This window comes from Pseudomonas alkylphenolica (assembly GCF_016009175.1).
Taxonomy (GTDB): domain Bacteria; phylum Pseudomonadota; class Gammaproteobacteria; order Pseudomonadales; family Pseudomonadaceae; genus Aquipseudomonas; species Aquipseudomonas alkylphenolica_B.
In genome coordinates this window covers 76,277-98,193 of sequence record NZ_JADUCM010000019.1, presented here as the reverse complement: position 1 = coordinate 98,193, position 21,917 = coordinate 76,277, and the positions used below count along the sequence as shown (strand labels likewise).

Genomic DNA, 21,917 nt, shown 5'->3' with positions numbered 1-21,917 from the left:
CCTACGAAGGACGTAGGAGCCGGCTTGCTGGCGAGCCCCACACACCAACAAGAAACCACCGAACATGCACGAACCGACTCATCTGAACAACGAAATCCGCGACATGCTCATGGACTGTGGCCTGTTCGATCAGCTGCAGCCCGTCGACTTCCAGCACGCCGCCGGTTACTTCGGCATTACCACCCTCGGCGCCGGCGAAGCGATTTTTGCCGAGGGCGATGCCGGCACCTTCATGTGCATCATCCACTACGGCGTGGTCTCGGTGCGCAAGACCGACAGCGAGCAACGTCAGGTCGAAATCGCCACCCTGCGCAAGGGCCGGGCCTTTGGTGAAATGGCCGTGCTCGACGGTGAGCGGCGCTCGGCCAGTTGTGTGGCCGCCAGCGATTGCCAACTGTTGAGCCTGGGCAAAGACTCGCTGGAAAAGATGATCAACGATGCACCGAAGATAGCCGCCAAGATCATCCGCGCCCTGGCCGTGGCGCTGTCCCGGCGCCTGCGCATGCAGGACGGCCAGCGCCTTTCGCAGGTCTAGTCGGCTTTCGCCTTGTCCTTGCTGTCCTGGGGCGTCCGCCCCGGCAAGGGTTGATCCCTGGGCGGCGTCGGTACGGAAATCGAGGGCAATAACGGCGACCCCGGCCGGGCATCACCGGCGCGCGGTATCGTGCTGGGCGTCAGCTGCGGATACGGTGTCGGCGTCGCCGTGCCCGGCGCGCCCGGCACCGGCGCAATGGTGCGCGGCTGCAGGTCGGCGGCCATGGCGGACTGCAGGCTGACCAGGGTGAGGATCGCAAGGGTTGAGCAACGCATGCGCAGTCTCCTTCTAGTACCTTCCGACAGGCTACTCCCATGTGCAGCGGTTTGCCTGTCCGAATCGAGCGCCATCACGCTAAACTTCAAGGTATAACCGTAACAAGCCCGAGAAAAGGTAATCCCATGAGTTCGGCATCCTCTGCCTCTGCCACCGCACGGCTCGACCGTATCCTTGCCGACGCCAAGCGCGACAAGGAAATGGGCTATCGCGACAAGGCCCTGAAAATGTACCCGCACGTGTGTGGCCGTTGCGCCCGTGAGTTCGCCGGCAAGCGCCTGAGCGAACTGACCGTGCACCACCGTGACCACAACCACGACAACAACCCCCAGGACGGCTCCAACTGGGAGCTGTTGTGCCTGTACTGCCACGATAACGAGCATTCGCGGTACACCGACCAGCAGTACTTCAGCGAAGGCTCTACCAGCAGCCCGAGCATCGCCAAGGCCACGCACAACCCGTTTGCCGGGCTGGCCGGCCTGCTGAAAAAAGACTGATCGCAATCCCCTGCCCCACAGCTGCCGGCAAGCCCGTATAATCGCGTTCTTTTTTGCGAAGGGCCCCGGCACGTGGCGAACAAACGGTACAGCTGCATTGGTCTGTTCAACCCCAAGTCAGCGGAGAACGTCGGTTCGGTGATGCGCGCAGCGGGTTGCTACGGCGTCAACTCGGTGTTCTACACCGGCAAGCGTTACGAGCGCGCCCGGGACTTCGTCACCGACACCAAGCGTGTGCACTACGACATTCCGCTGATCGGCATCGACGACCTGCAAAAAATCATCCCCCTGGGCTGCACACCCGTGGCCGTCGAGCTGATCGACGGCGCCCGCCCGCTGCCCGAATATACCCACCCGGACCGGGCCATCTACATTTTTGGCCCTGAAGACGGCTCCCTCGACCCGAGCGTGCGCGCCTGGTGCGAAGAGACGATCTACATCCCGACCAATGGCTGCATGAACCTTGCCGCCACCGTCAACGTGGTGCTCTACGACCGCCTGGCCAAGGGCCTGAATACGCGCTCCGGGCCGAAATTCAAGTAAGCCGAAGGAACAGCCCGGCGCCTGCGATGGTCTGCTGAATATCATCGCCCACCAGGAGAATGACCATGTCCGACACCAAGACGTTGATTCGTGCCCTGCAAGACAAACCCGAGCACAACGTACAGGGCTGGGAGCGCGCCGGCTCCGTGGCTGGCGGGGTGATCATGGTCGGCAAGGGCCTGCGGCGTGGCGGCCTGCTGGGCATGATTCAGGTTGCCATTGGCGGTGTCGCCCTGGCCCGCGGTATCACCGGCCACAGTTCGGTTAAAAGCCTGCTGGAACGCGGCCGCAACGACCTCGACAACCTGCGGGCGAACATCGAGCGCACCGGCGCCGAGCTCGACGCCCTCAGGGCCAGCGCCGACGCCGCTACCCGTACCGCCACGGTCACCGGTAACGATTCGCTGAAAAACCCGAAAAGTTAACGCAACAGCTTGCTCGAGAGTACTTCGGACGCGCGACCCAGCACGCTTTCGCTGAGCTGAACGAACTCTTCGGTATTCACGCTGTTGAGGCGCATCAAGGCGCGGCTGACGTCGTCCAGCGAACGCTGGTTGTGTGTGTGCAGACGAATTTCGCGGTCCAGCGCCTGCAACAGCAACACGCCGCGCGCCGTAATCGCCGCATCGGCCTGCTCGGTACGCAGGCTGGTGACGCCAGCGCCGCGACGCTCCAGCCCCGCCTGCAATGCCTGATAGCGGTCTTCGGTAATACCCCCTGCACGGCGCAGCAGCTCGATGGCGTAGTACTCGTTGAGGCTTTCGCCAATCCAGTCGCTGGCCTGACGATCGTTGATCTGCGCAAAGACATGCACCAGTTCGCGCAACAACGGACTGGAGCCATTCTCGCTGACCAGCGGGCGGCTGCTGTGCAGGTAAATCGAGTTGTGCCCGGCGCGAGCGCCGCGCCAGAGCTGGTCGCGCGCCCCGACCAGCAGCAACTTGGGCGGATTGCGCGGGAATACGGCTTGCAGTTGCGGCCAGACGAAGGTCAATAGCGTCAGGTTGTCCAGGCGGCGCATGCCCTGGCCCTGGGGTGCGGCAACGCTGACTTCGGTCTCGCCCAGGCGTGCCCGGCGCGTGCCGATGGTACCGGCGATCATCCAGCCTGTCGGGCGGTCGAACAGACGCGAGACATTGTCGATGCGAAAGCGTTGCTTGCCGATGCGTGGCCAGGGCGTTTCGACGCTCTTCCAGCCGTTGGGCAGTTCGAAACTCAGGCGCGCCACCAACTCGGTGCCATCCTGCTGGTCGAGCCGGGCCGGGGGCACCAGGTCATCACCGCGAAACAGCGCCCAGTCCGCTGTCATCCGCGTTTCGTAGCCGCCCTTGGCGAGAGGGTGCGCCAGGCGCACGCGGTAGCTCAGCTGGCTTTTCCCAGGCGCCGGCTGCCAACGACCGCGAAAGCCGTCGCCTTGCAATTGCCATTGACCGTCTGCCTTGAAGTCGCTGTAGGCGCCGGCCTTGCCCAGGTCGAAGTCCAGGCTGCGTACCGCCGCCCCCTCGGCCAGGACCACACGCACCTCGGCCTGCCCGCTCTGGGGCAACAACCGTACGTGATAATCCAGATTGACCTTTTTTGCCCAGGCCGACGAACTGGCCAACAGCACCAGAGCCAGCAACCAATGACAACGCACACGCATACAGAAACTCCTTGTTCCCCCAGACGCGCTACCCGGTAACCCGGGCGACTCAGCCGGCGCGAAAAATCAGATGGTCTTCCCAGTCATCTTCATCGACGCTGTTCTCGCTCAGCATGCGACCAGACTGGGAAATACGCTGCTTGTGCACCTGGTCGCGATCACCGCACACCAGGTGGTGCCAGCTCGGCAGATCCTTGCCTTCGCTGACCAATCGATAACCACACGTCGTCGGCAACCACTTGAACTGATCGGCCTTGCCCGGCGTCAGCTGGATGCAGTCGGGGACATGCTTGAGCCGGTTCGGGTAATCGCTGCACTGGCACGTCTTGAGATCCAGCATCTTGCAGGCGATACGCGTGTAATAAACGCTGTTGTCGTCTTCGTCTTCAAGTTTTTGCAGGCAACACAGGCCACAACCGTCGCACAGCGACTCCCACTCCCGGCGGTCGAGCTGTTCGAGGGTTTTACGCGTCCAGAAGGCGTCGGCGCTGGCGTTCATGTAACGGTTGTCCTGTTTCAATAGTGGTGCTGCACGGTGGCGGCGCCAGTCTAGGGCGAGTCTTGCAGCAATACCAGACCGCTTGTCAGGGCTGGCGCGAGGCAGTAGTTTGACCGGCGGTTGACCTCTACCTTTTCACCTTGTCAGGAACTCGCCATGAGTGCTAATCCTCGCGTTGCCGAACATGCCATCGACGAACAGTTCATCAATCGCTGGTCGCCACGCGCCTTCACCGCCGAACCCATCAGCGAAGCCACCCTGCTGAGTTTCCTTGAAGCCGCGCGCTGGGCCCCTTCGGCCTACAACTCGCAGCCATGGCGCTTTCTCTATGCCCGTCGCGACACCCCGAACTGGGAGCGTTACCTGGGCCTGCTCAACGAGTTCAACCGCAGCTGGGCGCAACACGCCTCAGCGCTGGTAATCGTCCTGTCCAAGACCACCTTCACCGCCCCTGGCGCCAGCGAAGAAACACCGGCCTTGTGGCACACCTTCGACACCGGTTCCGCCTGGGGCCACCTGGCGCTGCAGGCCAGCATCAGCGGCTGGCACACCCATGGCATGGCGGGGTTCGATCAGGAACTGACCCGCAAGGAACTGAAGATTCCTGAAGGCTACGCCCTTCATGCCGCGGTGGCGATTGGCAAACTGGGTGACAAGGCCAGCCTGGCTGAAGGCCTGCAAGCCCGCGAAGTGCCTAGCCCCCGCCGCTCGCTGAGCGAACTGGCCGCCGAGGGTGATTTCAGCCTGTAAGGCCTGATCGCCAGCAAGCCGGCGCCTACATCGAAATTCGCGTAGGAGCCGGCTTGCTGGCGATGCTTTTCGTGTTTTTCAGTACCCGCGCAGGAAATCCACTTCCCCACGCAACGCTTCGCCCGCCTGATAGGCCCGCAAGTTCTCGACAAACAAACGCACCATCGCCGTTGGCGAGGTCGGTGCCGAGCTGTGCCCGGTCAGCAGCAACCCCCAGGCGGTCCAGAACGGATGACGTGCCGGCAATGGCTCCTGACGGCAAACGTCAATCACGGCGCCGGCAAGATGCCCCAACCTCAGGGCCTCGACCAGGTCGCCATCCACCACTGCCACGCCCCGTCCGGCATTGATGAACAACGCCTCGGGATTGAAACGCGCAAACAGCGCAGCATCGTAAAGGTCGTGGGTTGACGGCGTGTCTGGCAACAGGTTGACGACATAGTCGACCTCGCCGACCAGACGCGGCAGTTCGCTCAACGCAGCCACTTCGATAAAAGGCGCCTGCTCACGGGCCTGACTGGCGATACCGTAGAGTTTCACGCCAAACGGCAGCAGAAACTCAGCCACCCGCTGACCAATGTCACCGGTGCCGACGATCAATACTCGCCGCCCTTCCAGGCTGCGGCCGGGCCGGTCGTCCCATTTGCGCTCGACCTGGCTGACCAGCCGCGCGGTGACTTCGCGCTCATGCACGAGCAGGTAAGTCAGCACATACTCGGCCATTACCTGGCCAAAGATGCCAACCGCGCGGGTCAGACGATAGTTTTGCTGCAGGCCGTCAGCCAGCAGGGGTGTGATCCCGGCCCAGGTCGACTGCAGCCACTGTGGCTGGTGGCCCTGGCGCAACAAGGTCGCCAGCAAGTCAGGTTGCCCCAGCCAGATCGGGCATTGGGCGGCCTGGTCGGCCAGTTCGGCCGAGTCGCCGCTGGTCAGCACCTCGAGGTCCGGGGCGGCCTCGCGCAGCAGGCGGGCGTACAGGGGATGATCCTGTTCAGCGATCAAAACTCGCATGTTCTAACAACCTTGGCAGAAACAACGAAGGCCGCCGGACCTCAGGCCCTGGCGGCATCACAGCAGGCGGGCCGGGTTCAGACCGGGTCGTTGCGGCGCAGCAGCTCTTCGGGCAGGTGCTCGATGTACTCGTCTTCGACCGGTGGCATCTGCAGGTGGTAGCCCTGCTGCTCGAGGTTCTCCAGCACTTTGGTGATGTCTTCGCGGGCCAGGGTGCGTTCCGGGGTCAGCACCAGGTCGAAGGCATGCACCGGTTTGCCGAAAAACGGCAGCAAACCTTCCGGCACGCGCTCCAGGCCGTCGGCCTTGAGCACGTAGAGGTACATTTCGTTCTTGCGTGGGCTCTTGTAGATCGAGCAGATACGTTTCATTGCGGTTCTCCAGCACTGGCCAGGCAATCGAGCAGCGCTTGCCCCATTCGCTCACGGCGCCAGCCGCGCAGCGCATCGGGTAATTGATAAGGTCCTGAGGGGTAGCCGCTCTTGAGCAGCAACTCGAGTATTTTCTTGCGCAGCATCAGCTCCGGGGCGATGTTCAGACGCTCGGCTTCAGCCTGTCCAATGGCGCGCAGTTGCTTGAGCAGCGCCGAGGCTTCAATCGGCAGCGGCTCGGGAACGGCCGGCGGCCACTGCGCCGGTGGCACGCTGGCGGCCTGCTTGATCAGCGAGAGCAGGAACTCACCGTCCTGACGGATGGTGCGCGGGTGCATGTCTTCGATTTTCGCCAGCGCCGACAGCGAGTCTGGCTGGGTCTTGGCCATGGGCCACAGCGCGTTTTCGCGCACGATGCGGTTGCGTGGCAGGTCACGGGCACGCGCTTCACGCTCACGCCAGGCGCACAGCTCACGCAGCACGGCCAACTGGGCGCGGGAAAGCTTCCAGGCCAGCTTGGCGTCGCGGTACAGCTCATAAGGATCGGTTTCGCGGCGTAGCTGGGCCACCAGCTCGGCGCCATCTTCCAGTACCCAGGCGTACTTGTCGTCCGACAGTTGCGGGCGCAGGCGCTCGTACAGCTCGGCCAGGTGCACGGCATCTTCGGCGGCGTAGCTGACCTGGGTGTCCGACAACGGACGCTGCAACCAGTCGGAGCGGGTCTCGCCCTTGGGCAGCTCGATGCCCAGCACTTCCTGGACCAGTCGCGAATAGCCCATGGAGAAGCCCAGGTTGAGGTAACCGGCGGCCAGTTGGGTATCAAACAACGGGCTTGGCAGGCTGCCGGTCAGGCGCGACAGCACTTCCAGGTCTTCGCTGCAGGCATGCAACACCTTGATCACCTGGGTGTCTTCAAGCAGTTCGGCCAGCGGCTGCCAGTTGCCGATCCGCAACGGGTCGATCAGGTAGGCTCGCGCCCCGTCGCCGACCTGGATCAACCCGGCAATCGGATAGAAGGTATCAACCCGCATGAACTCGGTGTCGACTGCCACGAAGGGCAACTTGCGCCACTGCAGGCAGTGTTCGGCAAGGCTGCTATCGTCGCAAATCCAGTGTATTTCGATGGCCACAGGGCTCTCCCACAAACAATGGCGCGCAGTATATACGGCGCAGGCCATTGCCGGGAAACCGCTCGACCGCTATCCCTGCCTGGCCTGCGTGTGTGTTCAGTGTTGCGCCACGGCCGGACGGCAACTGGCAAACATGTCCAGTTGCGGATCGTAGACGCTGGTGCGCACTTGCAGCAGGCCAAGCATTGAGTGGAACAGGTTGTCCTGGCTCAGCGGCTCGTTGCGTGCGTTGTTCAGACAGTCGGTATCGACCGCGAATTCCTTTCGGTAACTGTCGGAGAACCACGCCAGCATCGGCACGTGCTTCTGTTGCTCCGGCGCCAGCATATAAGGCGTGCCATGCAGGAACAGGTTGTACTCACCCAGCGACTCGCCATGATCGGAAATATAAAGCATGGCGGTGTCGACCTTGTCCTGCTTGCTGCGCAGAACATCGATCAGCGACGACAGTACATGGTCGGTATACACCAGGGTGTTGTCATACGCATTGATGATGCTTTGCTCGCTGCACTGGTTCAACGCATTGCTTGGGCACACCGGGGTGAAGTGTTCGTACTTCATCGGGTAGCGCTTGAAGTATTCCGGGCCATGGCTGCCCATCTGGTGCAGCACCAGCACGGTGTCTTGCTGCAGGTTGTCGAGCATCGAATCCAGGCCTTTGAGCAGAATCTCGTCATGGCACTCACTGTTGGTGCACAGGTCGGTGTCCTTGGCATTGCTCACGTCTTCGAACTGGACACGGTCGCACGTGCCCTTGCACCCCGACTGGTTGTCACGCCAGTGCACGGCCAACCCCGCACGCTGCAGCACATCGAGCAGGCCTTCCTGGTTCTTCGCCTTGGTCGCCTGGTAGTCCTTGCGGGTAAAGCCGGAGAACATGCAGGGCACCGATACAGCCGTTTCCGTACCGCAGGAGTGCACGTCACTGAATGCAATCAACCCATCCTGCTTGCTCAACTCCGGCGTGGTGTCACGGCTATAGCCGAGCAGACCGAAGTTCTGCGCCCGGGCGCTCTCGCCCACCACCAGCACCGTCAACGACTTGCGTGCATGCTGTTGCCAGGCCGGCGCACGCTGGGCATCTTCGCCGATCTTGGCAAACGGCTTGGCCGCAGTACCTACTTGCTCACCGACATAACCGATCGAAGCGCCGACCACGTTGCTGGGTACCAGCATCAGGCGGATTTCATGGTGATTGCGAAACAGCGAGGCCAACCCCTGATAATTAAGCATCGCCACCACACCGAGCAACGCGACGCAGGTCACACTGGCCAGCAACTTGCCGAACAGTTCGCGGTACCAGACCCGGTAGTTGATGGGCGTATAGTAAAGCAACAGCGAAGGCAGCAAACCGAGCACGACAATATAAAGACCCAACTTCAAAGACAGCAGGTCTCTAACTTCTGTCGCATTGGTTTCAGCGGTATTGCGCAACATACCCACATCAATCAATACACCGTATTGATTCATGAAATAAGCCGCGCCGGCGCCGGCCATCAACAACACGATAAGTACCGGTTTCAACACACCGCGAAACGCGACAAAGGTCAATACCAGGTTAAATGCACAAAAGATCAGTACACCGAATGCCAGACGCAGCAGCAGCCCCGACGTACCGGGCGCAACGATACTGGAGAGATGCGTCCAGAGCACAGAGTTGAAGGCAATCAGGAAGTACAGGCTGGCGAGCAGCGTGACCCATTCAGCCCGCAGTGGTTTGATCTTGAACATTGTGCTTCGCTTGGTTAATGGTCGGTAAGGGCGCCTTTGCAGCACCACTCTTGAGCAGCCCGAACAGTAATAACCATGCCATCAATTTTTCGTGAAAAAGACGCCAACATTTGGTCGGCTGACGTCTATTTGTTCATTACGATTTTTTCACATTAGTTATTCATTACATTTTTTTCACATAAGTTTCACTTAAAAACATCAACCCGGCATGCGCAGCTTTGAATAAGCATCACGATCAATGTCCAGCACCTCAGCGCACAACTGGATATCCAGCCCGGCTTGCTCCGGGATCGCCTCCTTCAGCACCTCCAGCAGGCTTGCCGACAACTGGCGCTTCACCTCTGCCGAACGGCCACTGAGGATCGCCAGCTTGACATGGGCAAAGGCGCGCTCGCCCGGGGCAATCCCCACGCGAAAGCCGCTGAGCACTACCGCACGGCTCTTGATGTCTGCTTCATCGGAGAACTGACCGCTGCCAACCAGGGCGTGGTTGAGGCGCAGCAGCAGGCGATCGACGTCCAGTTCGCGCAGGTTGTCGGTGTATTCCACGTGCAGGTGAGGCATGGCAAGGGCCTTGTAATCAGAAATGTGACAACAGACTACTCCAGCCGCTAAACCCGGCAAAGACGTCTATTCTCATAGTTCATGACTTCCATCCCAAAACCCCGGAGAGGTGAAGAAATGCCGGTCAAGCACGATTTGCTCGCAGACCTGAACATGACCAGAGACGCGTTCGACGCCAAGAAGAAAACCGACCCACGGCTCAGCGAACTGAGTGAAAAGTACAAAGCCATCGATGCGCAGGTGGTCGCGGCAGAAGAGAGCAGCGCCGCTGACGACCAGGTCACCCAGCTCCGTAAAAAGCGCCTGCAGATCAAGGACGAGATCGTCGCCCATCTGAAGTAACCCTGCCGAACACCTGACAAGCGGGCTTGGCTGCGATTGCGATGTACCCGTCACATCGCATCGCGAGACAAGCCCGCTTCTGCTTCAACCGATATGCGTCAGTTGCCCAGAGTCCGGTTTGTCCTAGTTTGCGACTTCGGTACTAGCTTCCTGGAACATTGGAAAGCTGCGCGGCAAGGAACGGATATTCTTCTTGCAGTGAACCCTCAAGCTGCACATCCAGACTCCTCAACACCTCAGCAACACCCCCGTTGGGGAGGGCCGTGCCGGGGAGCGCCAGCATCGTCTCGAAAACATCCGCTCCGAGGATGTCCTCAAAGTCCTCGTCAACATGTAACTCGGGGACTGCCGCCGACATCTCTTCAATTTCATTCCAGAGCGGTGACATGGATGACTGTGCTAATACCTCGTCAACATCTGCCGCGGTTAATACCGCCAAGTCACCCATTGAAATGATGGGCTGTTGAGCTACTTTCTCGCGAAAGGCTACCCAGTGCTCATTGCCTTTAGCTTCCCAATCAAGCCAGGTAATCAGCAATACCAATATTTCTGGTCTGCTCAACGCCTGGCCCGGATTTCGTTCGACAAAGCCCAACAATGCGCCAAAGTCAATGGTGGCGTTGCTCGCACCAGGCATTGATTGCGTTACTGGCGTTACTTGCGTCTGACTCATCAAATCACGGAGATCGCTCTCAAAACCCTGTGGCATAGGCTGCCTCGTCAACATCCGGAATATTGCCTGGACCGCTTCTTCGTGATCAGGCTGCCCGAGCACCTGGAGCGCACTAACCAAATGGCTGTCGAGAAGAGGAGAAAGGTGTAATCCCTGGACAGGCTGCCCTTCACAAGAAACTAAAAACTCCGGGCCAAAAGCACCGGCCCGGGCGAGCAGATAGGTAGACATATTCAGGCTCATTGGGGCAGAAGCGGGCTGGTCTGCTGCGTCAATTCGCTGGGGGACAGGAGAAAAAAGGATAGGTGATACAAGCATGCGGACTCTCCGGAAGGATTCCCAGTCAGATGATCCGCACAAGTCACGCCCATTGCTTTCACATTCCGCTCATGCCGCAAGGCGAATCCAATCATCGCAAGGCTCTGACGGGTGGGCCGGTTGCGCCTGTCAGTCCAGCGATTGGCTGGGGCCACTCCCACTAGGTATGCACCGACATTGTGGGAGCGGCCATAGGCCGCGATGGGCTGCGAAGCAGCCCCAACCTGCCTACCGGTCCTGCACCGGTTGCAGAGGCTGCTCGGAACCCTTGGCCCCACCCCAGATCTCTGCATCGATCTTGCCGGCCAGCTCCGGATAATCGCTGGCATTGAACTCCGGCGTACCCGCGGCGCGCTGGGCAAAGTAGTCACGGGTCAGCTTGACCACCACACCCGACAGCAGGCAGATCGCAATCAGGTTGATCGTCGCCATCAGGCCCATTGCCGCATCGGCTGCATCGAACACGTTGGCAACGCTTTCATAAGCGCCCCAGACCACCATCAACAGCGCGGCAATTCGCAGCACCGTCAGGCCCACGCGAGAATTGAGCTTCAGATACACCATGGCGTTTTCAGCGTAGGTGTAGTTGCCGATGATCGAGGTAAAGGCAAAGAAGAAGATTGCGATGGCGATGAAATACTGACCGGCCCAGCCGATGTGGACGTTCATGGCCGCCTGGGTCAGTGGCATCCCGGTCATTTCAGGGCCCGGGACGACCCCGGAGAGCAGGATCATCACAGCCGTGGCGGTACAGATCAGCAAAGTATCGATGAACACACCCAGCGCCTGCACAAAACCCTGAGAAGACGGATGGTGAGGGTTGGGCGTAGCCACTGCGGCAATGTTCGGCGCCGAGCCCATCCCCGCCTCGTTGGAAAACAGGCCGCGCTTGACCCCGTTGAGCATGGCGCCAGCGATACCGCCCACCGCAGAATCCAGGCCAAAGGCGCTCTTGACGATCAACATCAATACCGCGGGCACGTCACCCAGGTTGGTCACAATCACGTAGGCTGCCACCAGCAGGTAGGCGCCGGCCATGAAGGGCACCACCAGTTCTGCAAGGCGGGCGATTTTCTTGATCCCGCCAAAAATCACCACACCGGCCAGCGCCGCCACCACCACGCCCGTGGTCAGTTTCGGCACGCCAAAGGCGCCGAGGGTGGCGTCGGCTATCGAGTTGGCCTGCACTGCGCCAAACACCAGGCCGAAGGCGATGATCAGGCACACCGAAAAAATCGCCGCCGCCCACGGCGCATTCAGGCCTTTGGCGATGTAGAACGCCGGCCCCCCACGGTATTCACCGTTGCTGTTACGTACTTTGTAGAGCTGTGCCAGGGTGCTTTCGGCATAGGCCGTGGCCATGCCCAGCGACGCCACCACCCACATCCAGAACACCGCCCCCGGGCCGCCAAGGGTAATGGCCACCGCCACACCGGCAAGGTTCCCGGTACCTACCCGTGAGGCCAGGCTGGTGCATAGGGCCTGGAACGGGGTAATACCGCTGGCATCTTTCGCCGGGGCACGCAGTACCGAGCGAAAAAACTCGGGTAAATGACGAAATTGTATAAAGCCCAAGCGGACAGTGAAGTAGATACCTGCGGCCAGCAGGCCATAGATCAGGACATACCCCCAGAAGAAGGTATTAAGTGCATTGATCACGGCTGTCATTGTACGTTCCCAAGTAAAGCGCGGGGCCGCTAAAGGGCCCTGCTCAGTCTGCAAAGACTTCGGTGCCAGAGGGCAACCGCTACCTTTGCAGTGTGAATGGCCTGGAACAATGGGAAGTGCCCACTGTTTCAGCAGTGTTTCGCATCACTGTAGACGTGATGAAGGATGGCGCGAGCCAGCACCCGGCTCGACCGGCATGCACCAGCAACCAGGCAGGTACTTTTTCAAGCGCGACATATTAGCAGATCTCATCTTCACCTTCTGGAAAGGGCTTTACTGAACATGTCGCCTGGCTTGTAGGACAAAAGCCAATGGATACATCAAACCCGTTGACGTTATTTTCACGCCCAGCCCATTAACCTGCCCAGTTTTCCGGTAGCTCCCAGTTTCGGCGGCCGCCAAGGACCGACGAGGCTTACGTGTCAGCAACTACATTTTCTCCCGCGCGCAAAGGCGTGGACTGGGCCGGCCTGGGCTGGCTGCTGTTGTTTTTCTGGTACTTCTCCGGTGTCACCCAGGCACTACTGCTGTTCAGCGGCACCACCGGTTTCGCCGGCTTTCGCGATGCGCTGTTCCTTAGCACCTTGTGGTTCGTGCCGGTATTGCTGTTGCCACAGTTCACCCGGACGATTGCCGCGATCATCGGCGTAGTGCTCTGGGCGGCCTCGCTGGTCGGCCTGAGTTACTTTGGCATCTATCACCAGGAGTTTTCCCAGAGCGTCATCTTCGTGATGTTCGAATCGAACAGCGCCGAAGCCGGGGAATATTTCAGCCAGTACTTCAGTGTCGGCCTGTGCCTGGCGCTGCTGCTCTACACCGTGGTCGCCGTACTGCTGTGGAAGCGCCTGCGGCCGGTCACGCTTTCCGTGCGCAGCCGCGTCCCGGTGGTGATCCTGCTGCTGGCCGCCAACCTGGTCTATCCGTTCTATAAGCAGCTGGTCACCCAGCAGCGCAGCTTCGCCGACGCCGTTGAAAAGGTGCAATTGCGCATGGAGCCGGCAGTCCCCTGGCAACTGGTCGTTGGCTACCAGCAGTATCGCCAGCAACTGGACAACATGCAGAAACTGCTGGAGCAGAACGCTTCGCTGCCGCCCTTGCAGCACCTTCAGGACAGCAGCGGTGATGCGCCACGCACGCTGGTGCTGGTGCTGGGCGAGTCCACCACCCGCGAGCACATGCACCTGTACGGTTACAACCGCGAGACCACGCCGAACCTCGACGCCCTCGCCGCCAGCGACTCGGGCCTGACTGTGTTCCAGAATGTCGTCTCGCCGCGCCCTTACACCATCGAGGTGATGCAGCAGATCCTGACCTTCGGCGACCAGCAGCACCCTGACCGCTTCATGACTGACCCGTCGCTGATCAACCTGATGAAACAGGCGGGCTACAAGACGTTCTGGATCACCAACCAGCAGACGATGACCAAGCGCAACACCATGCTGACCACCTTCTCCCAGCAGACGGACGCGCCGGTCTACCTGAACAACCAGCGCAACCAGAATGCCAGCCAGTACGACGACGTGGTGCTCGCCCCCTTCGAGAAAGCCCTCCAGGACCCGGCGCAAAAGAAGTTCATCATCGTCCACCTGCTGGGCACGCACATGGACTACCGCTACCGCTATCCTGAGGCCTACGAGCACTTCAAGGATCGCCAGGGCGTGCCGGCCAAGCTGACGTCGGACCAGGTGGAAACCTACAACTTCTACGACAACGCCGTGCGGTATAACGACTACGTGGTCTCGAGCCTGATCAAACGCTATTCGGCAAGCACCACCAACGGCTTTCTGATGTACCTGTCCGATCATGGTGAAGACGTGTACAGCTCCGGCAAGCACGACCGCCTGGGGCGCAACGAAGGCGATCCGACCCGGCCGATGTACACCATCCCGTTCCTGGTCTGGACCTCGCCGAGCTGGCAGGCCGCCAACCCGCGCGACCTGAAGTCGATGACCAACCGCGCCTACAGCAGCTCGCACCTGATCCATACCCTGTCCGATCTTGCCGGGTTGAGCTATGACCGCTACGAGCCCGCCAAGAGCCTGGTGAACCCGGAATTCGTGGTGGCCCCGCGCTGGATCGGCAACCCGTACCGCAAGGACGGCATCCGCGAGTTCGACCAGCTGCCGATGGACAAGGCCGAGCGCGCGCAGGAAGCCGCGCTCAGCATCAAGGCAAAGCCAGACAACATCTGACCGCCACGACCGGGGCGAGAGCCCTTAGTCGAGCACCGACGGATCGCGCCGGATCTCCTCGCGCGCCATGGCTTCCCAGAGGAACGGGAAGCCATTGGCGTCAGTGCGTCCGCCAGTTGCCTGCACGACGCTGGCGGGCAACGGTGAGCCGCCGCCGAGTGCCTCGACATGCCAGGCCAGGCGACTGCGCCACTCCAGGGTGATCGCACGCAAGTGCGCCTGGCGGATACCGTTGGCCACCACCAGCACGCCGTGGTTGGCGAGCAACGCCCATTTATGTGTGCCCAATGCGTCCACGGCGGCGCGCCCCAGCGCCATGTCTTCGACTGTGCCGCGATATTCGTCATAAAGCACCGGGTCGCTGTCGACCAGGGCGGAGGTCTGGTCGTAGATCGGCGGAATGCGCCCGGCCGCCGACCACACCGAGCCCCACTGCGGATGATTGTGGATCACCACGTCGACATCATGCCGTACCGCGTGTATGTCCATGTGCAGGTTGATGGCCGGCGTGATGTTCCATTCCCCCTCGATCACCTTGCCTTGCTGGTCCAGGCGCACGATGTCCGAGGCGGTGACTTCGCCCCAGGTGAGTTCCCAGGGGTTGGCCAGGTAGGTACCGTCGTCCTGGCGAACGGTGATATGACCGGCGATGTGGTCGTTGTAACCCTCTCGATACAACACCCGGCACAGCAACGCCACACGCTGGTGCGGGGTCAACGCAGGCAGCAGCGCATGGCGGCCGGGCCTGGGAATGTAGCGCGCGAGCATTTCTTGGTTCAGAACATCCTTCAACATAACGGTTTCCTCTTCAGCGACCGTTGCACACGGTGATCAGCTCACCAATGAATTACGCGTGGAACGGCCCGCGAGCGAACACCGAGGTACGCTGCATGCGCCGCTGGTGCGGCTGGTAGTCCAGAATGGCGTTGTGCAGCACGCTGCGGTTGTCCCATAGCACCATGTCACCCACGCGCCAGCGATGGCGGAAACCGAATTGAACGTGTTGGCAATGCGCATGCAGGTAGGCGAGGATCGCATCGCTTTCGGGGGTGGCCAGGCCGTCGATATGGGTGGTGTAGGTCGGGCTCAGGTACAGCGCCTTGCGCCCTGACACCGGGTGTTGGATGACCAGTGGATGCAGGTGCCGGCGGTTCATGCTGATGACCTCGACGTAGCGCGCGTGCGTGACCACGTTCTGACGCAAGGCGGCTGTCATCGGGCCGTTCATGTCGTGCCAGGCATGGAGGCCTTCGAGGTACTGCTGCATGCGCGCCGACAACGCGTCATAGGCTGTGGTCATGCTGATCCAGCAGGTATCGCCGCCACATGCAGGCAGAATCTGCGCATGGGTCATGGTGACAATTGGCGGGCTGGGCAAAAAGCTCTCGTCGTGGTGCCACATATCGGCCCGGTCGCCCAGCTTGGAATCGATGACCGTGATCTGTTCGAAGCCCTCGCCCAGATTGGGATAGAACGTGTGCACTTCGGGCTCACCAAAATACCGTGCAATCGCCAGGTGTTGTTCGGGTGTCAGCCCAGGAACGTGAAGCACCAGGGCTTCGTGTTTAACCAATGCCGCCTCGATGGCAGCCAGCGTTTGCGGCAGCACGACAGAGGCAGGGTCCAGATCAAGCACTTCGGCGCCGAGGCTGGGGCCAAGGGGCCGAACGATGAAGGATGACGACATGGGCAATCTCCCGGTAGGGTTGCAGCATCAGGTCTTGTCAGGCGCATAGACTGCGCAGTAAGTGGTCGTCCGGTCGACGGGAACGATCATACCCACAGGTACCGGCGCCCAGATATTCGCATTCCCGCGCGCGCCGACTTACACATAACTATTTGATTCTTATAATAAAAAACTGATGGCGAGCCACCATCTAAAACAACACTCGGGTTTGAATGAACAAGAAAAACAGCGGACCGACAACGGACACCCCACCCTCGCCGGCGCAACTCCCTTCGTTGCGCAAACGCCCGACGCAATCACGCTCCCGGGCACTGGTCGAGGCCGTCGAACAGGCATGCCTGCAAATTCTTGATGACGCCGGCGAGGAGGCACTCAGCGTCAACCGCATTGCGGAACTGTCGGGGGTCGCGGTGGGGTCGATCTATCAGTACTTTCCCAACAAGGACGCCATCGTTGCCCTGTTGTACGAGCGCGTGCTGGACGAGGAAGCGGAGGAATTGCTGAGGGTGCGCGAGCGCCTGGTCGGCGTGTCCCTGAAGGCGGCGCTGCGGGATATTCTGGCCAACATCATTCGCGTCGAAACACGGCTGTTCAAGCTGAACCGGGCCTTTCACCTGCGTTATCACTCCGCGCTGCACCTGGGCAGGTGGCGCGCGCCCTACCGCACAACGGGGGAGTTCATCGAAGCGACATGGCTGCCGCTGCTGAACATGTACGCGCACGAGATCACCACGGAGCACCATGCCCTGTCCGCCTACTTGCTTGGCCAGGGATTGCGTAGTGTGATCCGCTCAGTGCTGGAAGACATGCCGGCGCAGCTCGAATCAACAGCGCTGCTTGATAGCCTGGTGGCGATGGCGATGGGGTGTCTGCGACCTTCTGTGCTTGACTGAAAAACGGGCGCAGCAATTAATCTGACGGAAAACAAAAAGCCCCTGAATCTTTCGATTCAGGGGCTTTTTGATGTATGGCGGAGAGATAGGGATTTGAACCCTAGGTACTGTTGCCAGTACAACGGATTTCGAATCCGTCCCGTTCGGCCACTCCGGCATCTCTCCAGTGGCGCGCATGATACCAGCAGTTTGCCGAAAGGCAAAGCCTGTTTGCGAAAAAAATTCGCGTGGTATCAGGCGCTTGCGTGAACTTGCCGCTTACAGCGGCACGCCCAGGCGTTTGGCAACTTCTTCGTAGGCTTCGATCACGTCGCCCAGACCCTGGCGGAAGCGGTCCTTGTCCATTTTCTTGCGGGTTTCTTTGTCCCACAGACGGCAACCGTCCGGGCTGAACTCGTCACCCAGGACGATTTCGCCGTGGAACACGCCGAATTCGAGCTTGAAGTCGACCAGCAGCAGGCCGGCGTCGTCGAACAGCTTGTTCAGCACTTCGTTGACCTTGAGCGACAGGGCCTTCATCTTCACCAGCTGCTCGGCGGTACCCCAGCCGAACGCAACCACGTGCGATTCATTGATGAACGGGTCGCCTTTTTCGTCGTTCTTGAGGAACAGTTCGAACGTCGAAGGCTCGAGCTTGATGCCCTCCTCCACGCCCAGACGCTTGACCAGGCTGCCGGCTGCGTAGTTACGCACAACGCATTCAACCGGGATCATGTCGAGCTTCTTGACCAGGCACTCGTTGTCGCCCAGCAGCTTGTCGAACTGGGTAGGAATGCCGGCTTCTTCAAGCTTCTGCATGATGAAGGCGTTGAACTTGTTGTTCACCATGCCCTTGCGATCGAGCTGTTCGATACGCTTGCCGTCGAACGCCGAGGTGTCGTTGCGAAACAGCAGGATCAAGCGGTCAGCGTCGTCGGTCTTGTAAACCGACTTGGCTTTGCCGCGGTAGAGTTCTTCACGTTTTTCCATGATGGGCTCCGCTTGCTAAATAAGATGGGCTAGACGATATCACGCCAGTCGAGCCCGCAATCCTGGTTGGCCACTTGCAGCCAGTCCGGGTCGCACCCGAGGGTGTCGACGAAACATTGCCGGGCCAGCTGTGGCTGGTTGTTCTTGCTACTGAGATGGGCCAGCACCAGATGCTGCAGGTTCTGCCAGTCCAGCTCCGACACCAGGCGCGCGGCCTGATGGTTGTTCAAATGTCCGTAGTCGCCACCCACCCGCTGTTTGAGAAACATCGGGTAAGGCCCGCGTCCGAGCAGGTCGCGACAATGGTTGGCCTCGATCAGCAAGGCATTCAGGCCGCGGTAATGCTCCAGTACGGTTGTATCGTAGGACCCAAGGTCGGTCAGCACGCCGAAGCGTCGGCTACCGTCGTCAAACACGTACTGCAACGGCTCCAGCGCGTCGTGGCTCACGCCCACGGCGCGAACGGTCAGGCCGCCGATCTGCAATTGCTCGTTTGCCGCCAGAAAGCCTGCTGCCTCGACCGGCTTGCGCATGCCGCGCAAGGTGCCCTGGCTGAGGTAGACCGGTACATTGTAGCGCCGCGACAGCAACCCCACCCCATGCACGTGGTCGGCATGTTCGTGGGTGACCAGCACGGCACTCAATTGCTGGGCATGAACGCCGAGCAGCGCCAGGCGCCGCTCGGTCTCGCGCAGGGAAAAGCCGCAATCGACCAGGACAAGCGTGTTGCCACTGGCGATCAGCGTGCCATTTCCCTGGCTTCCACTTCCAAGTACGGCGAAGCGCACTTAACCCAGGTTGTCCTGAATCACGCTCAGCACGCGGCGGGCGACGTCAGCCGGGGCCACGGTGTTGATGTTCTTCTCGACGGTGACCTGAACGCTGTCGCCGACCTTGCTCAGGCGAACCTGATAACGCTCGGCACGGGCTTCACGCTCTTCCTTGCTCGGCGCGCTGCCGAACAGGCGGCTGAAGAAACCAGGCTCCTGATCCTTGGCATCGGCCTTTTCAGCCAGGTTGATGTAGTACAGGCCCAGGCTGCGGTTGATGTCTTCGACACGCCACTCGCCCTGCTCCAGGGCACGGCCGACGCTGGACCAGGCGCGATCGAGGTCGGCGCCCAGGTTCAGTACCGGGTTGCCGCTACCGTCTTCACTCAGGCTGACACGGCTCGGGGCGTCGAAATCACGGGCAGCGAGCAACGACACCGAACCACCCTTCTCGGCGCTGCGGGTCATGCTGGCGAGCATTTCGTCGACCAGGATGGCATCGACACCGGTGTTGTCGGAGGACGCAGGGAACGCCTGGTCGGCAGTGCTGCCAGCCGGACGCTCGACGGTCACGATGTAGACTTCACTGGTGTTGCGCTGCACGCCCGGTTCGATGCGGATACGCGCACGCACTTCGTTGTCGCTGCTGCTCGAGGCACTGGCCAGGCGCTTGGCCATGGACGTGGAGAGCTCGTCGAAACGCTGCCAGGTGGTGTTGAACTCACCGGTCTGCGGGCGCTCTTCGGCAATACGGAAGCCGTTGTCTTCAAAGAACTGACGGGCAACCGGCCAGACTTCGGCCGGCGCGCGCTGGGCCAGGACCCAACGTGCACTGCCGCTTTTCTGCAGGCTGAAATCACTGATGTCGGAACCGGCGCTCAACGGCAGTGGACGCGGTACCTCGAACTCGCCCTTGACGTTGTCGTCGGCGACATTGCGTGGAATCGGCAGCAGTGGATCAAGGCGCTTGGCGCTGCTGACATCAGGTGGCAGCTGCATCGGCGCCTTTTGAGTGGCCTCCAGATAATCGCTACCACGGTCACGGAAGTAACCCTCTTCACCCCACAGCCAGCCGCAACCGCTGGTGCTGGAGATGATCAATGCAAGGGCGGACAGACCAGCCAATCGCTTCATGCGGTGTACTTCCTCAATTAAACCAGCACGCCCGACTGGCGCAGGGCCTGGCGGACGATGTCGTGACAGGATTCGCTCAGCCAGGTCAGTGGCAGGCGGATGCCTTGTTGCATCAGGCCCATTTCAACGAGCGCCCACTTCACCGGAATCGGGTTGGCCTCGCAGAACAGGTGCTTGTGCAGCGGCATGAGTTTTTCGTTGATGGCACGGGCCTCGTCGGCCTTGCCTTCAAGGGCGGCTTCGCACAGGTCAGCCATTTCGCGCGGGGCGACGTTGGCGGTAACCGAGATGTTGCCTTTGCCGCCCATCAGGATCAGTTCGACGGCAGTCGGGTCATCACCGGACAGCACGATGAAGTCGCTGCTCACGCCATCGAGGATGGCCTTGGCGCGCTTCAGGTCGCCGGTGGCTTCCTTGATGCCGATGATGTTCGGCACGCTGGACAGGCGGATCACGGTCTCGGCCTGCATGTCGCAGGAGGTGCGGCCGGGTACGTTGTAGAGGATCTGCGGGATGTCCACGGCTTCGGCAATGTGCTTGAAGTGCTGGTACAGGCCTTCCTGGGTCGGCTTGTTGTAGTACGGCACCACCAGCAGGCAGGCGTCGGCGCCGGCGTCCTTGGCGTTCTGGGTCAGGTGCACGGCTTCACTGGTGGAGTTGGCGCCAGTACCGGCGATTACCGGGATACGGCCATTGACCTGCTTGACCACAGCCTTGATGACTTCAATGTGCTCTTTGACATCCAGGGTCGCCGACTCGCCGGTGGTACCGACGGCAACAATGGCGTGGGTGCCATTTTCCAGGTGGAAGTCCACGAGTTTGCGTAGGCTGTCCCAATCAAGACGCCCTTGTGCATCCATGGGTGTGACCAATGCCACCATACTGCCCGCAATCATGAAACTGCTCCTGCCGGAAAAAGAGAGCGGTAATGGTACTGGCGCCATCGGCCTTGCACAAGCGAAGCAGGCGGCTGGAGCATTCCCCTCGGCGGCCATTTTCGCTACCCTTCTGTCTTTGATCGGTACACAGCGGCCCGCCGGGCTGCCGACAACCTGCGCAGGCAGTGCCCAAAGCCTCGATCCTGAGCCCCGGGACCACGCCCACACGCCTTTCTGACCCGTCAGGTACCGACCGCTCATCGCTTTAGGAATGCTGCATGTCCACCCCCACCGTTCGCGAACAATTCCTTGTCATCAGTGCCCTCGGCCCCAATCCGATGGAACTGACCAATATCCTGTGCCGGGCCAGCAACGATAATCGCTGCTCGGTCGTCACCTCGCGCCTGACCCGTCATGGCGAATGCAGCGCGCTGGTGCTGCAGGTCGCTGGCAGCTGGGACGCCCTGGCCCGCTTCGAAGGTGCCTTGCCGGGCCTGGCGAAAAAACACGCCTTCACCGTGAACGTGGTGCGCAGCGCCGAGCTCGAAGTCCGCCCGCTGTCGCTGCCGTATGTCGCCTACGTCAGTGCCGCCTACCGCCCGGACATCATCAACGAGCTGTGCCAGTTCTTCATCGACCACCATGTCGAGCTGGAAAACCTGACCTGCGACACCTATCAGGCGCCTCAGACCGGCGGCACCATGCTCAATGCGACGCTGACCGTGACCCTGCCGGCCGGCACCCAGATCAGCTGGTTGCGCGAGCAGTTCCTGGACTTTTCCGACGCCCTGAACCTGGATGCACTGATCGAACCTTGGCGCCCACAAAACCCACTGTAAGGAAG

Annotated in this window: 25 protein-coding genes and 1 tRNA gene; 9 read left to right on the top strand and 17 right to left on the bottom strand. The window is 60.8% G+C overall.

Features of this window, described 5'->3' with window-relative positions; translation table 11 throughout:
• The first annotated feature begins 64 nt into the window (after window positions 1–64).
• The gene (locus I5S59_RS17180) at window positions 65–535 is read left to right on the top strand and encodes a Crp/Fnr family transcriptional regulator (protein WP_197877673.1); all 471 of its coding nucleotides are present in this window, start codon (window positions 65–67) and stop codon (window positions 533–535) included.
• Here the strand turns inward: I5S59_RS17180 and I5S59_RS17175 are convergent.
• Window positions 532–810, bottom strand: coding sequence for a hypothetical protein (locus I5S59_RS17175; RefSeq protein WP_197877672.1), 279 nt, complete (start codon window positions 808–810; stop codon window positions 532–534). The two genes, I5S59_RS17180 and I5S59_RS17175, sit on opposite strands and share 4 nt — an antisense overlap.
• A gap of 126 nt (window positions 811–936) precedes the next feature.
• Between I5S59_RS17175 and I5S59_RS17170 the strand changes: the two genes are divergently transcribed.
• The 3 genes from I5S59_RS17170 to I5S59_RS17160 all read left to right on the top strand — a co-directional run bounded on the left by I5S59_RS17170 (window position 937) and on the right by I5S59_RS17160 (window position 2,276).
• Window positions 937–1,308 (top strand): YajD family HNH nuclease, encoded by a 372-nt coding sequence (locus I5S59_RS17170; RefSeq protein WP_197877671.1) that lies wholly within the window; start codon window positions 937–939, stop codon window positions 1,306–1,308.
• Window positions 1,309–1,380: 72 nt separating this feature from the next.
• Window positions 1,381–1,851, top strand: a complete 471-nt coding sequence (locus tag I5S59_RS17165) for an RNA methyltransferase (RefSeq protein WP_045187641.1) — start codon at window positions 1,381–1,383, stop codon at window positions 1,849–1,851.
• 65 nt (window positions 1,852–1,916) lie between these two features.
• Complete coding sequence (locus I5S59_RS17160; RefSeq protein ID WP_197877670.1) at window positions 1,917–2,276, top strand: YgaP family membrane protein; 360 nt, start codon at window positions 1,917–1,919, stop codon at window positions 2,274–2,276.
• Here the strand turns inward: I5S59_RS17160 and I5S59_RS17155 are convergent.
• Together I5S59_RS17155 and I5S59_RS17150 are read right to left on the bottom strand one after the other, a co-directional pair.
• Window positions 2,273–3,487, bottom strand: a complete 1,215-nt coding sequence (locus I5S59_RS17155; RefSeq protein WP_197877675.1) for a hypothetical protein — start codon at window positions 3,485–3,487, stop codon at window positions 2,273–2,275. The two genes, I5S59_RS17160 and I5S59_RS17155, sit on opposite strands and share 4 nt — an antisense overlap.
• A 55-nt stretch (window positions 3,488–3,542) precedes the next feature.
• Window positions 3,543–3,992 carry a YcgN family cysteine cluster protein gene (locus I5S59_RS17150; protein WP_197877669.1) on the bottom strand — a complete coding sequence of 150 codons (450 nt, stop codon included), beginning with the start codon at window positions 3,990–3,992 and terminating at the stop codon, window positions 3,543–3,545.
• Window positions 3,993–4,148: 156 nt separating this feature from the next.
• On the opposite strand from I5S59_RS17150, the gene I5S59_RS17145 reads away from it, so the two are divergent.
• Window positions 4,149–4,742 carry a nitroreductase family protein gene (locus tag I5S59_RS17145; protein WP_197877668.1) on the top strand — a complete coding sequence of 198 codons (594 nt, stop codon included), beginning with the start codon at window positions 4,149–4,151 and terminating at the stop codon, window positions 4,740–4,742.
• Between the two features lie 78 nt (window positions 4,743–4,820).
• Here the strand turns inward: I5S59_RS17145 and I5S59_RS17140 are convergent, their stop codons facing one another.
• The 5 genes from I5S59_RS17140 to I5S59_RS17120 form a co-directional block, all read right to left on the bottom strand.
• Entirely contained in the window at window positions 4,821–5,753 is a 933-nt protein-coding gene (locus I5S59_RS17140; protein ID WP_197877667.1) for a D-2-hydroxyacid dehydrogenase, read from the bottom strand.
• 77 nt (window positions 5,754–5,830) lie between these two features.
• Complete coding sequence (locus tag I5S59_RS17135) at window positions 5,831–6,124, bottom strand: YcgL domain-containing protein (RefSeq protein ID WP_128322329.1); 294 nt, start codon at window positions 6,122–6,124, stop codon at window positions 5,831–5,833.
• On the bottom strand, window positions 6,121–7,254 hold the full coding sequence (rnd, locus tag I5S59_RS17130) for a ribonuclease D (RefSeq protein WP_197877666.1): 1,134 nt from the start codon (window positions 7,252–7,254) through the stop codon (window positions 6,121–6,123). The genes I5S59_RS17135 and rnd overlap by 4 nt, the downstream gene beginning before the upstream one ends.
• Window positions 7,255–7,350: 96 nt before the next feature.
• Window positions 7,351–8,985 carry a phosphoethanolamine transferase gene (locus tag I5S59_RS17125; protein WP_197877665.1) on the bottom strand — a complete coding sequence of 545 codons (1,635 nt, stop codon included), beginning with the start codon at window positions 8,983–8,985 and terminating at the stop codon, window positions 7,351–7,353.
• Between the two features lie 198 nt (window positions 8,986–9,183).
• Window positions 9,184–9,549 (bottom strand): 5-carboxymethyl-2-hydroxymuconate Delta-isomerase, encoded by a 366-nt coding sequence (locus I5S59_RS17120; protein ID WP_197877664.1) that lies wholly within the window; start codon window positions 9,547–9,549, stop codon window positions 9,184–9,186.
• A 117-nt stretch (window positions 9,550–9,666) separates the two neighbouring features.
• On the opposite strand from I5S59_RS17120, the gene I5S59_RS17115 reads away from it, so the two are divergent.
• A complete protein-coding gene (locus I5S59_RS17115) occupies window positions 9,667–9,891 on the top strand; it encodes a YdcH family protein (protein ID WP_197877663.1) in 225 nt (74 codons plus the stop codon).
• Window positions 9,892–10,033: 142 nt separating this feature from the next.
• Here I5S59_RS17115 and I5S59_RS17110 read toward each other — a convergent pair whose 3' ends face one another.
• Entirely contained in the window at window positions 10,034–10,795 is a 762-nt protein-coding gene (locus tag I5S59_RS17110) for a hypothetical protein (RefSeq protein WP_197877662.1), read from the bottom strand.
• Between the two features lie 315 nt (window positions 10,796–11,110).
• The gene (locus tag I5S59_RS17105; protein ID WP_197877661.1) at window positions 11,111–12,550 is read right to left on the bottom strand and encodes an alanine/glycine:cation symporter family protein; all 1,440 of its coding nucleotides are present in this window, start codon (window positions 12,548–12,550) and stop codon (window positions 11,111–11,113) included.
• Between the two features lie 419 nt (window positions 12,551–12,969).
• Here I5S59_RS17105 and I5S59_RS17100 point away from each other — a divergent pair, with 419 nt between their 5' ends.
• Window positions 12,970–14,742 (top strand): phosphoethanolamine transferase CptA, encoded by a 1,773-nt coding sequence (locus I5S59_RS17100; protein WP_197877660.1) that lies wholly within the window; start codon window positions 12,970–12,972, stop codon window positions 14,740–14,742.
• A gap of 24 nt (window positions 14,743–14,766) precedes the next feature.
• On the opposite strand, the gene I5S59_RS17095 is transcribed toward I5S59_RS17100, so the two are convergent.
• Both I5S59_RS17095 and I5S59_RS17090 read right to left on the bottom strand, forming a co-directional pair.
• Window positions 14,767–15,537 carry a class II aldolase/adducin family protein gene (locus tag I5S59_RS17095; protein ID WP_197877659.1) on the bottom strand — a complete coding sequence of 257 codons (771 nt, stop codon included), beginning with the start codon at window positions 15,535–15,537 and terminating at the stop codon, window positions 14,767–14,769.
• Between the two features lie 52 nt (window positions 15,538–15,589).
• Window positions 15,590–16,429: a TauD/TfdA dioxygenase family protein gene (locus I5S59_RS17090; protein ID WP_197877658.1), complete on the bottom strand. Its 840-nt coding sequence runs from the start codon at window positions 16,427–16,429 to the stop codon at window positions 15,590–15,592.
• 212 nt (window positions 16,430–16,641) lie between these two features.
• Between I5S59_RS17090 and I5S59_RS17085 the strand changes: the two genes are divergently transcribed.
• On the top strand, window positions 16,642–17,322 hold the full coding sequence (locus tag I5S59_RS17085; RefSeq protein ID WP_197877657.1) for a TetR/AcrR family transcriptional regulator: 681 nt from the start codon (window positions 16,642–16,644) through the stop codon (window positions 17,320–17,322).
• 75 nt (window positions 17,323–17,397) lie between these two features.
• On the opposite strand, the gene I5S59_RS17080 is transcribed toward I5S59_RS17085, so the two are convergent.
• The 5 genes from I5S59_RS17080 to dapA all read right to left on the bottom strand — a co-directional run bounded on the left by I5S59_RS17080 (window position 17,398) and on the right by dapA (window position 21,091).
• Window positions 17,398–17,487 (bottom strand) — tRNA-Ser (locus I5S59_RS17080).
• A 93-nt stretch (window positions 17,488–17,580) separates the two neighbouring features.
• Window positions 17,581–18,291 carry a phosphoribosylaminoimidazolesuccinocarboxamide synthase gene (gene purC, locus I5S59_RS17075; RefSeq protein ID WP_038613804.1) on the bottom strand — a complete coding sequence of 237 codons (711 nt, stop codon included), beginning with the start codon at window positions 18,289–18,291 and terminating at the stop codon, window positions 17,581–17,583.
• A 29-nt stretch (window positions 18,292–18,320) separates the two neighbouring features.
• Window positions 18,321–19,079 (bottom strand): MBL fold metallo-hydrolase, encoded by a 759-nt coding sequence (locus I5S59_RS17070; protein ID WP_197877656.1) that lies wholly within the window; start codon window positions 19,077–19,079, stop codon window positions 18,321–18,323.
• Entirely contained in the window at window positions 19,080–20,195 is a 1,116-nt protein-coding gene (gene bamC, locus I5S59_RS17065; protein WP_128322341.1) for an outer membrane protein assembly factor BamC, read from the bottom strand.
• Window positions 20,196–20,212: 17 nt separating this feature from the next.
• Window positions 20,213–21,091 carry a 4-hydroxy-tetrahydrodipicolinate synthase gene (gene dapA / locus I5S59_RS17060; protein WP_197877655.1) on the bottom strand — a complete coding sequence of 293 codons (879 nt, stop codon included), beginning with the start codon at window positions 21,089–21,091 and terminating at the stop codon, window positions 20,213–20,215.
• Window positions 21,092–21,351: 260 nt separating this feature from the next.
• Here dapA and I5S59_RS17055 point away from each other — a divergent pair, with 260 nt between their 5' ends.
• Complete coding sequence (locus tag I5S59_RS17055; RefSeq protein ID WP_128322343.1) at window positions 21,352–21,912, top strand: glycine cleavage system protein R; 561 nt, start codon at window positions 21,352–21,354, stop codon at window positions 21,910–21,912.
• Window positions 21,913–21,917 lie beyond the last annotated feature (5 nt).

Excerpts from the sequence above, each read along its gene's own strand:
- I5S59_RS17105 (WP_197877661.1), bottom strand. The coding sequence starts at position 12,550 with ATGACAGCCGTGATCAATGCACTTAATACCTTCTTCTGGGGGTATGTC.
- I5S59_RS17110 (WP_197877662.1), bottom strand. The coding sequence starts at position 10,795 with ATGTCTACCTATCTGCTCGCCCGGGCCGGTGCTTTTGGCCCGGAGTTT.
- I5S59_RS17160 (WP_197877670.1), top strand. The coding sequence starts at position 1,917 with ATGTCCGACACCAAGACGTTGATTCGTGCCCTGCAAGACAAACCCGAG.
- I5S59_RS17125 (WP_197877665.1), bottom strand. The coding sequence starts at position 8,985 with ATGTTCAAGATCAAACCACTGCGGGCTGAATGGGTCACGCTGCTCGCC.
- I5S59_RS17140 (WP_197877667.1), bottom strand. The coding sequence starts at position 5,753 with ATGCGAGTTTTGATCGCTGAACAGGATCATCCCCTGTACGCCCGCCTG.
- I5S59_RS17120 (WP_197877664.1), bottom strand. The coding sequence starts at position 9,549 with ATGCCTCACCTGCACGTGGAATACACCGACAACCTGCGCGAACTGGAC.
- I5S59_RS17175 (WP_197877672.1), bottom strand. The coding sequence starts at position 810 with ATGCGTTGCTCAACCCTTGCGATCCTCACCCTGGTCAGCCTGCAGTCC.
- I5S59_RS17135 (WP_128322329.1), bottom strand. The coding sequence starts at position 6,124 with ATGAAACGTATCTGCTCGATCTACAAGAGCCCACGCAAGAACGAAATG.
- purC (WP_038613804.1), bottom strand. The coding sequence starts at position 18,291 with ATGGAAAAACGTGAAGAACTCTACCGCGGCAAAGCCAAGTCGGTTTAC.
- I5S59_RS17170 (WP_197877671.1), top strand. The coding sequence starts at position 937 with ATGAGTTCGGCATCCTCTGCCTCTGCCACCGCACGGCTCGACCGTATC.
- I5S59_RS17085 (WP_197877657.1), top strand. The coding sequence starts at position 16,642 with ATGAACAAGAAAAACAGCGGACCGACAACGGACACCCCACCCTCGCCG.
- I5S59_RS17095 (WP_197877659.1), bottom strand. The coding sequence starts at position 15,537 with ATGTTGAAGGATGTTCTGAACCAAGAAATGCTCGCGCGCTACATTCCC.
- I5S59_RS17115 (WP_197877663.1), top strand. The coding sequence starts at position 9,667 with ATGCCGGTCAAGCACGATTTGCTCGCAGACCTGAACATGACCAGAGAC.
- I5S59_RS17150 (WP_197877669.1), bottom strand. The coding sequence starts at position 3,992 with ATGAACGCCAGCGCCGACGCCTTCTGGACGCGTAAAACCCTCGAACAG.
- bamC (WP_128322341.1), bottom strand. The coding sequence starts at position 20,195 with ATGAAGCGATTGGCTGGTCTGTCCGCCCTTGCATTGATCATCTCCAGC.
- I5S59_RS17090 (WP_197877658.1), bottom strand. The coding sequence starts at position 16,429 with ATGTCGTCATCCTTCATCGTTCGGCCCCTTGGCCCCAGCCTCGGCGCC.
- I5S59_RS17180 (WP_197877673.1), top strand. The coding sequence starts at position 65 with ATGCACGAACCGACTCATCTGAACAACGAAATCCGCGACATGCTCATG.
- dapA (WP_197877655.1), bottom strand. The coding sequence starts at position 21,091 with ATGATTGCGGGCAGTATGGTGGCATTGGTCACACCCATGGATGCACAA.
- I5S59_RS17145 (WP_197877668.1), top strand. The coding sequence starts at position 4,149 with ATGAGTGCTAATCCTCGCGTTGCCGAACATGCCATCGACGAACAGTTC.
- I5S59_RS17055 (WP_128322343.1), top strand. The coding sequence starts at position 21,352 with ATGTCCACCCCCACCGTTCGCGAACAATTCCTTGTCATCAGTGCCCTC.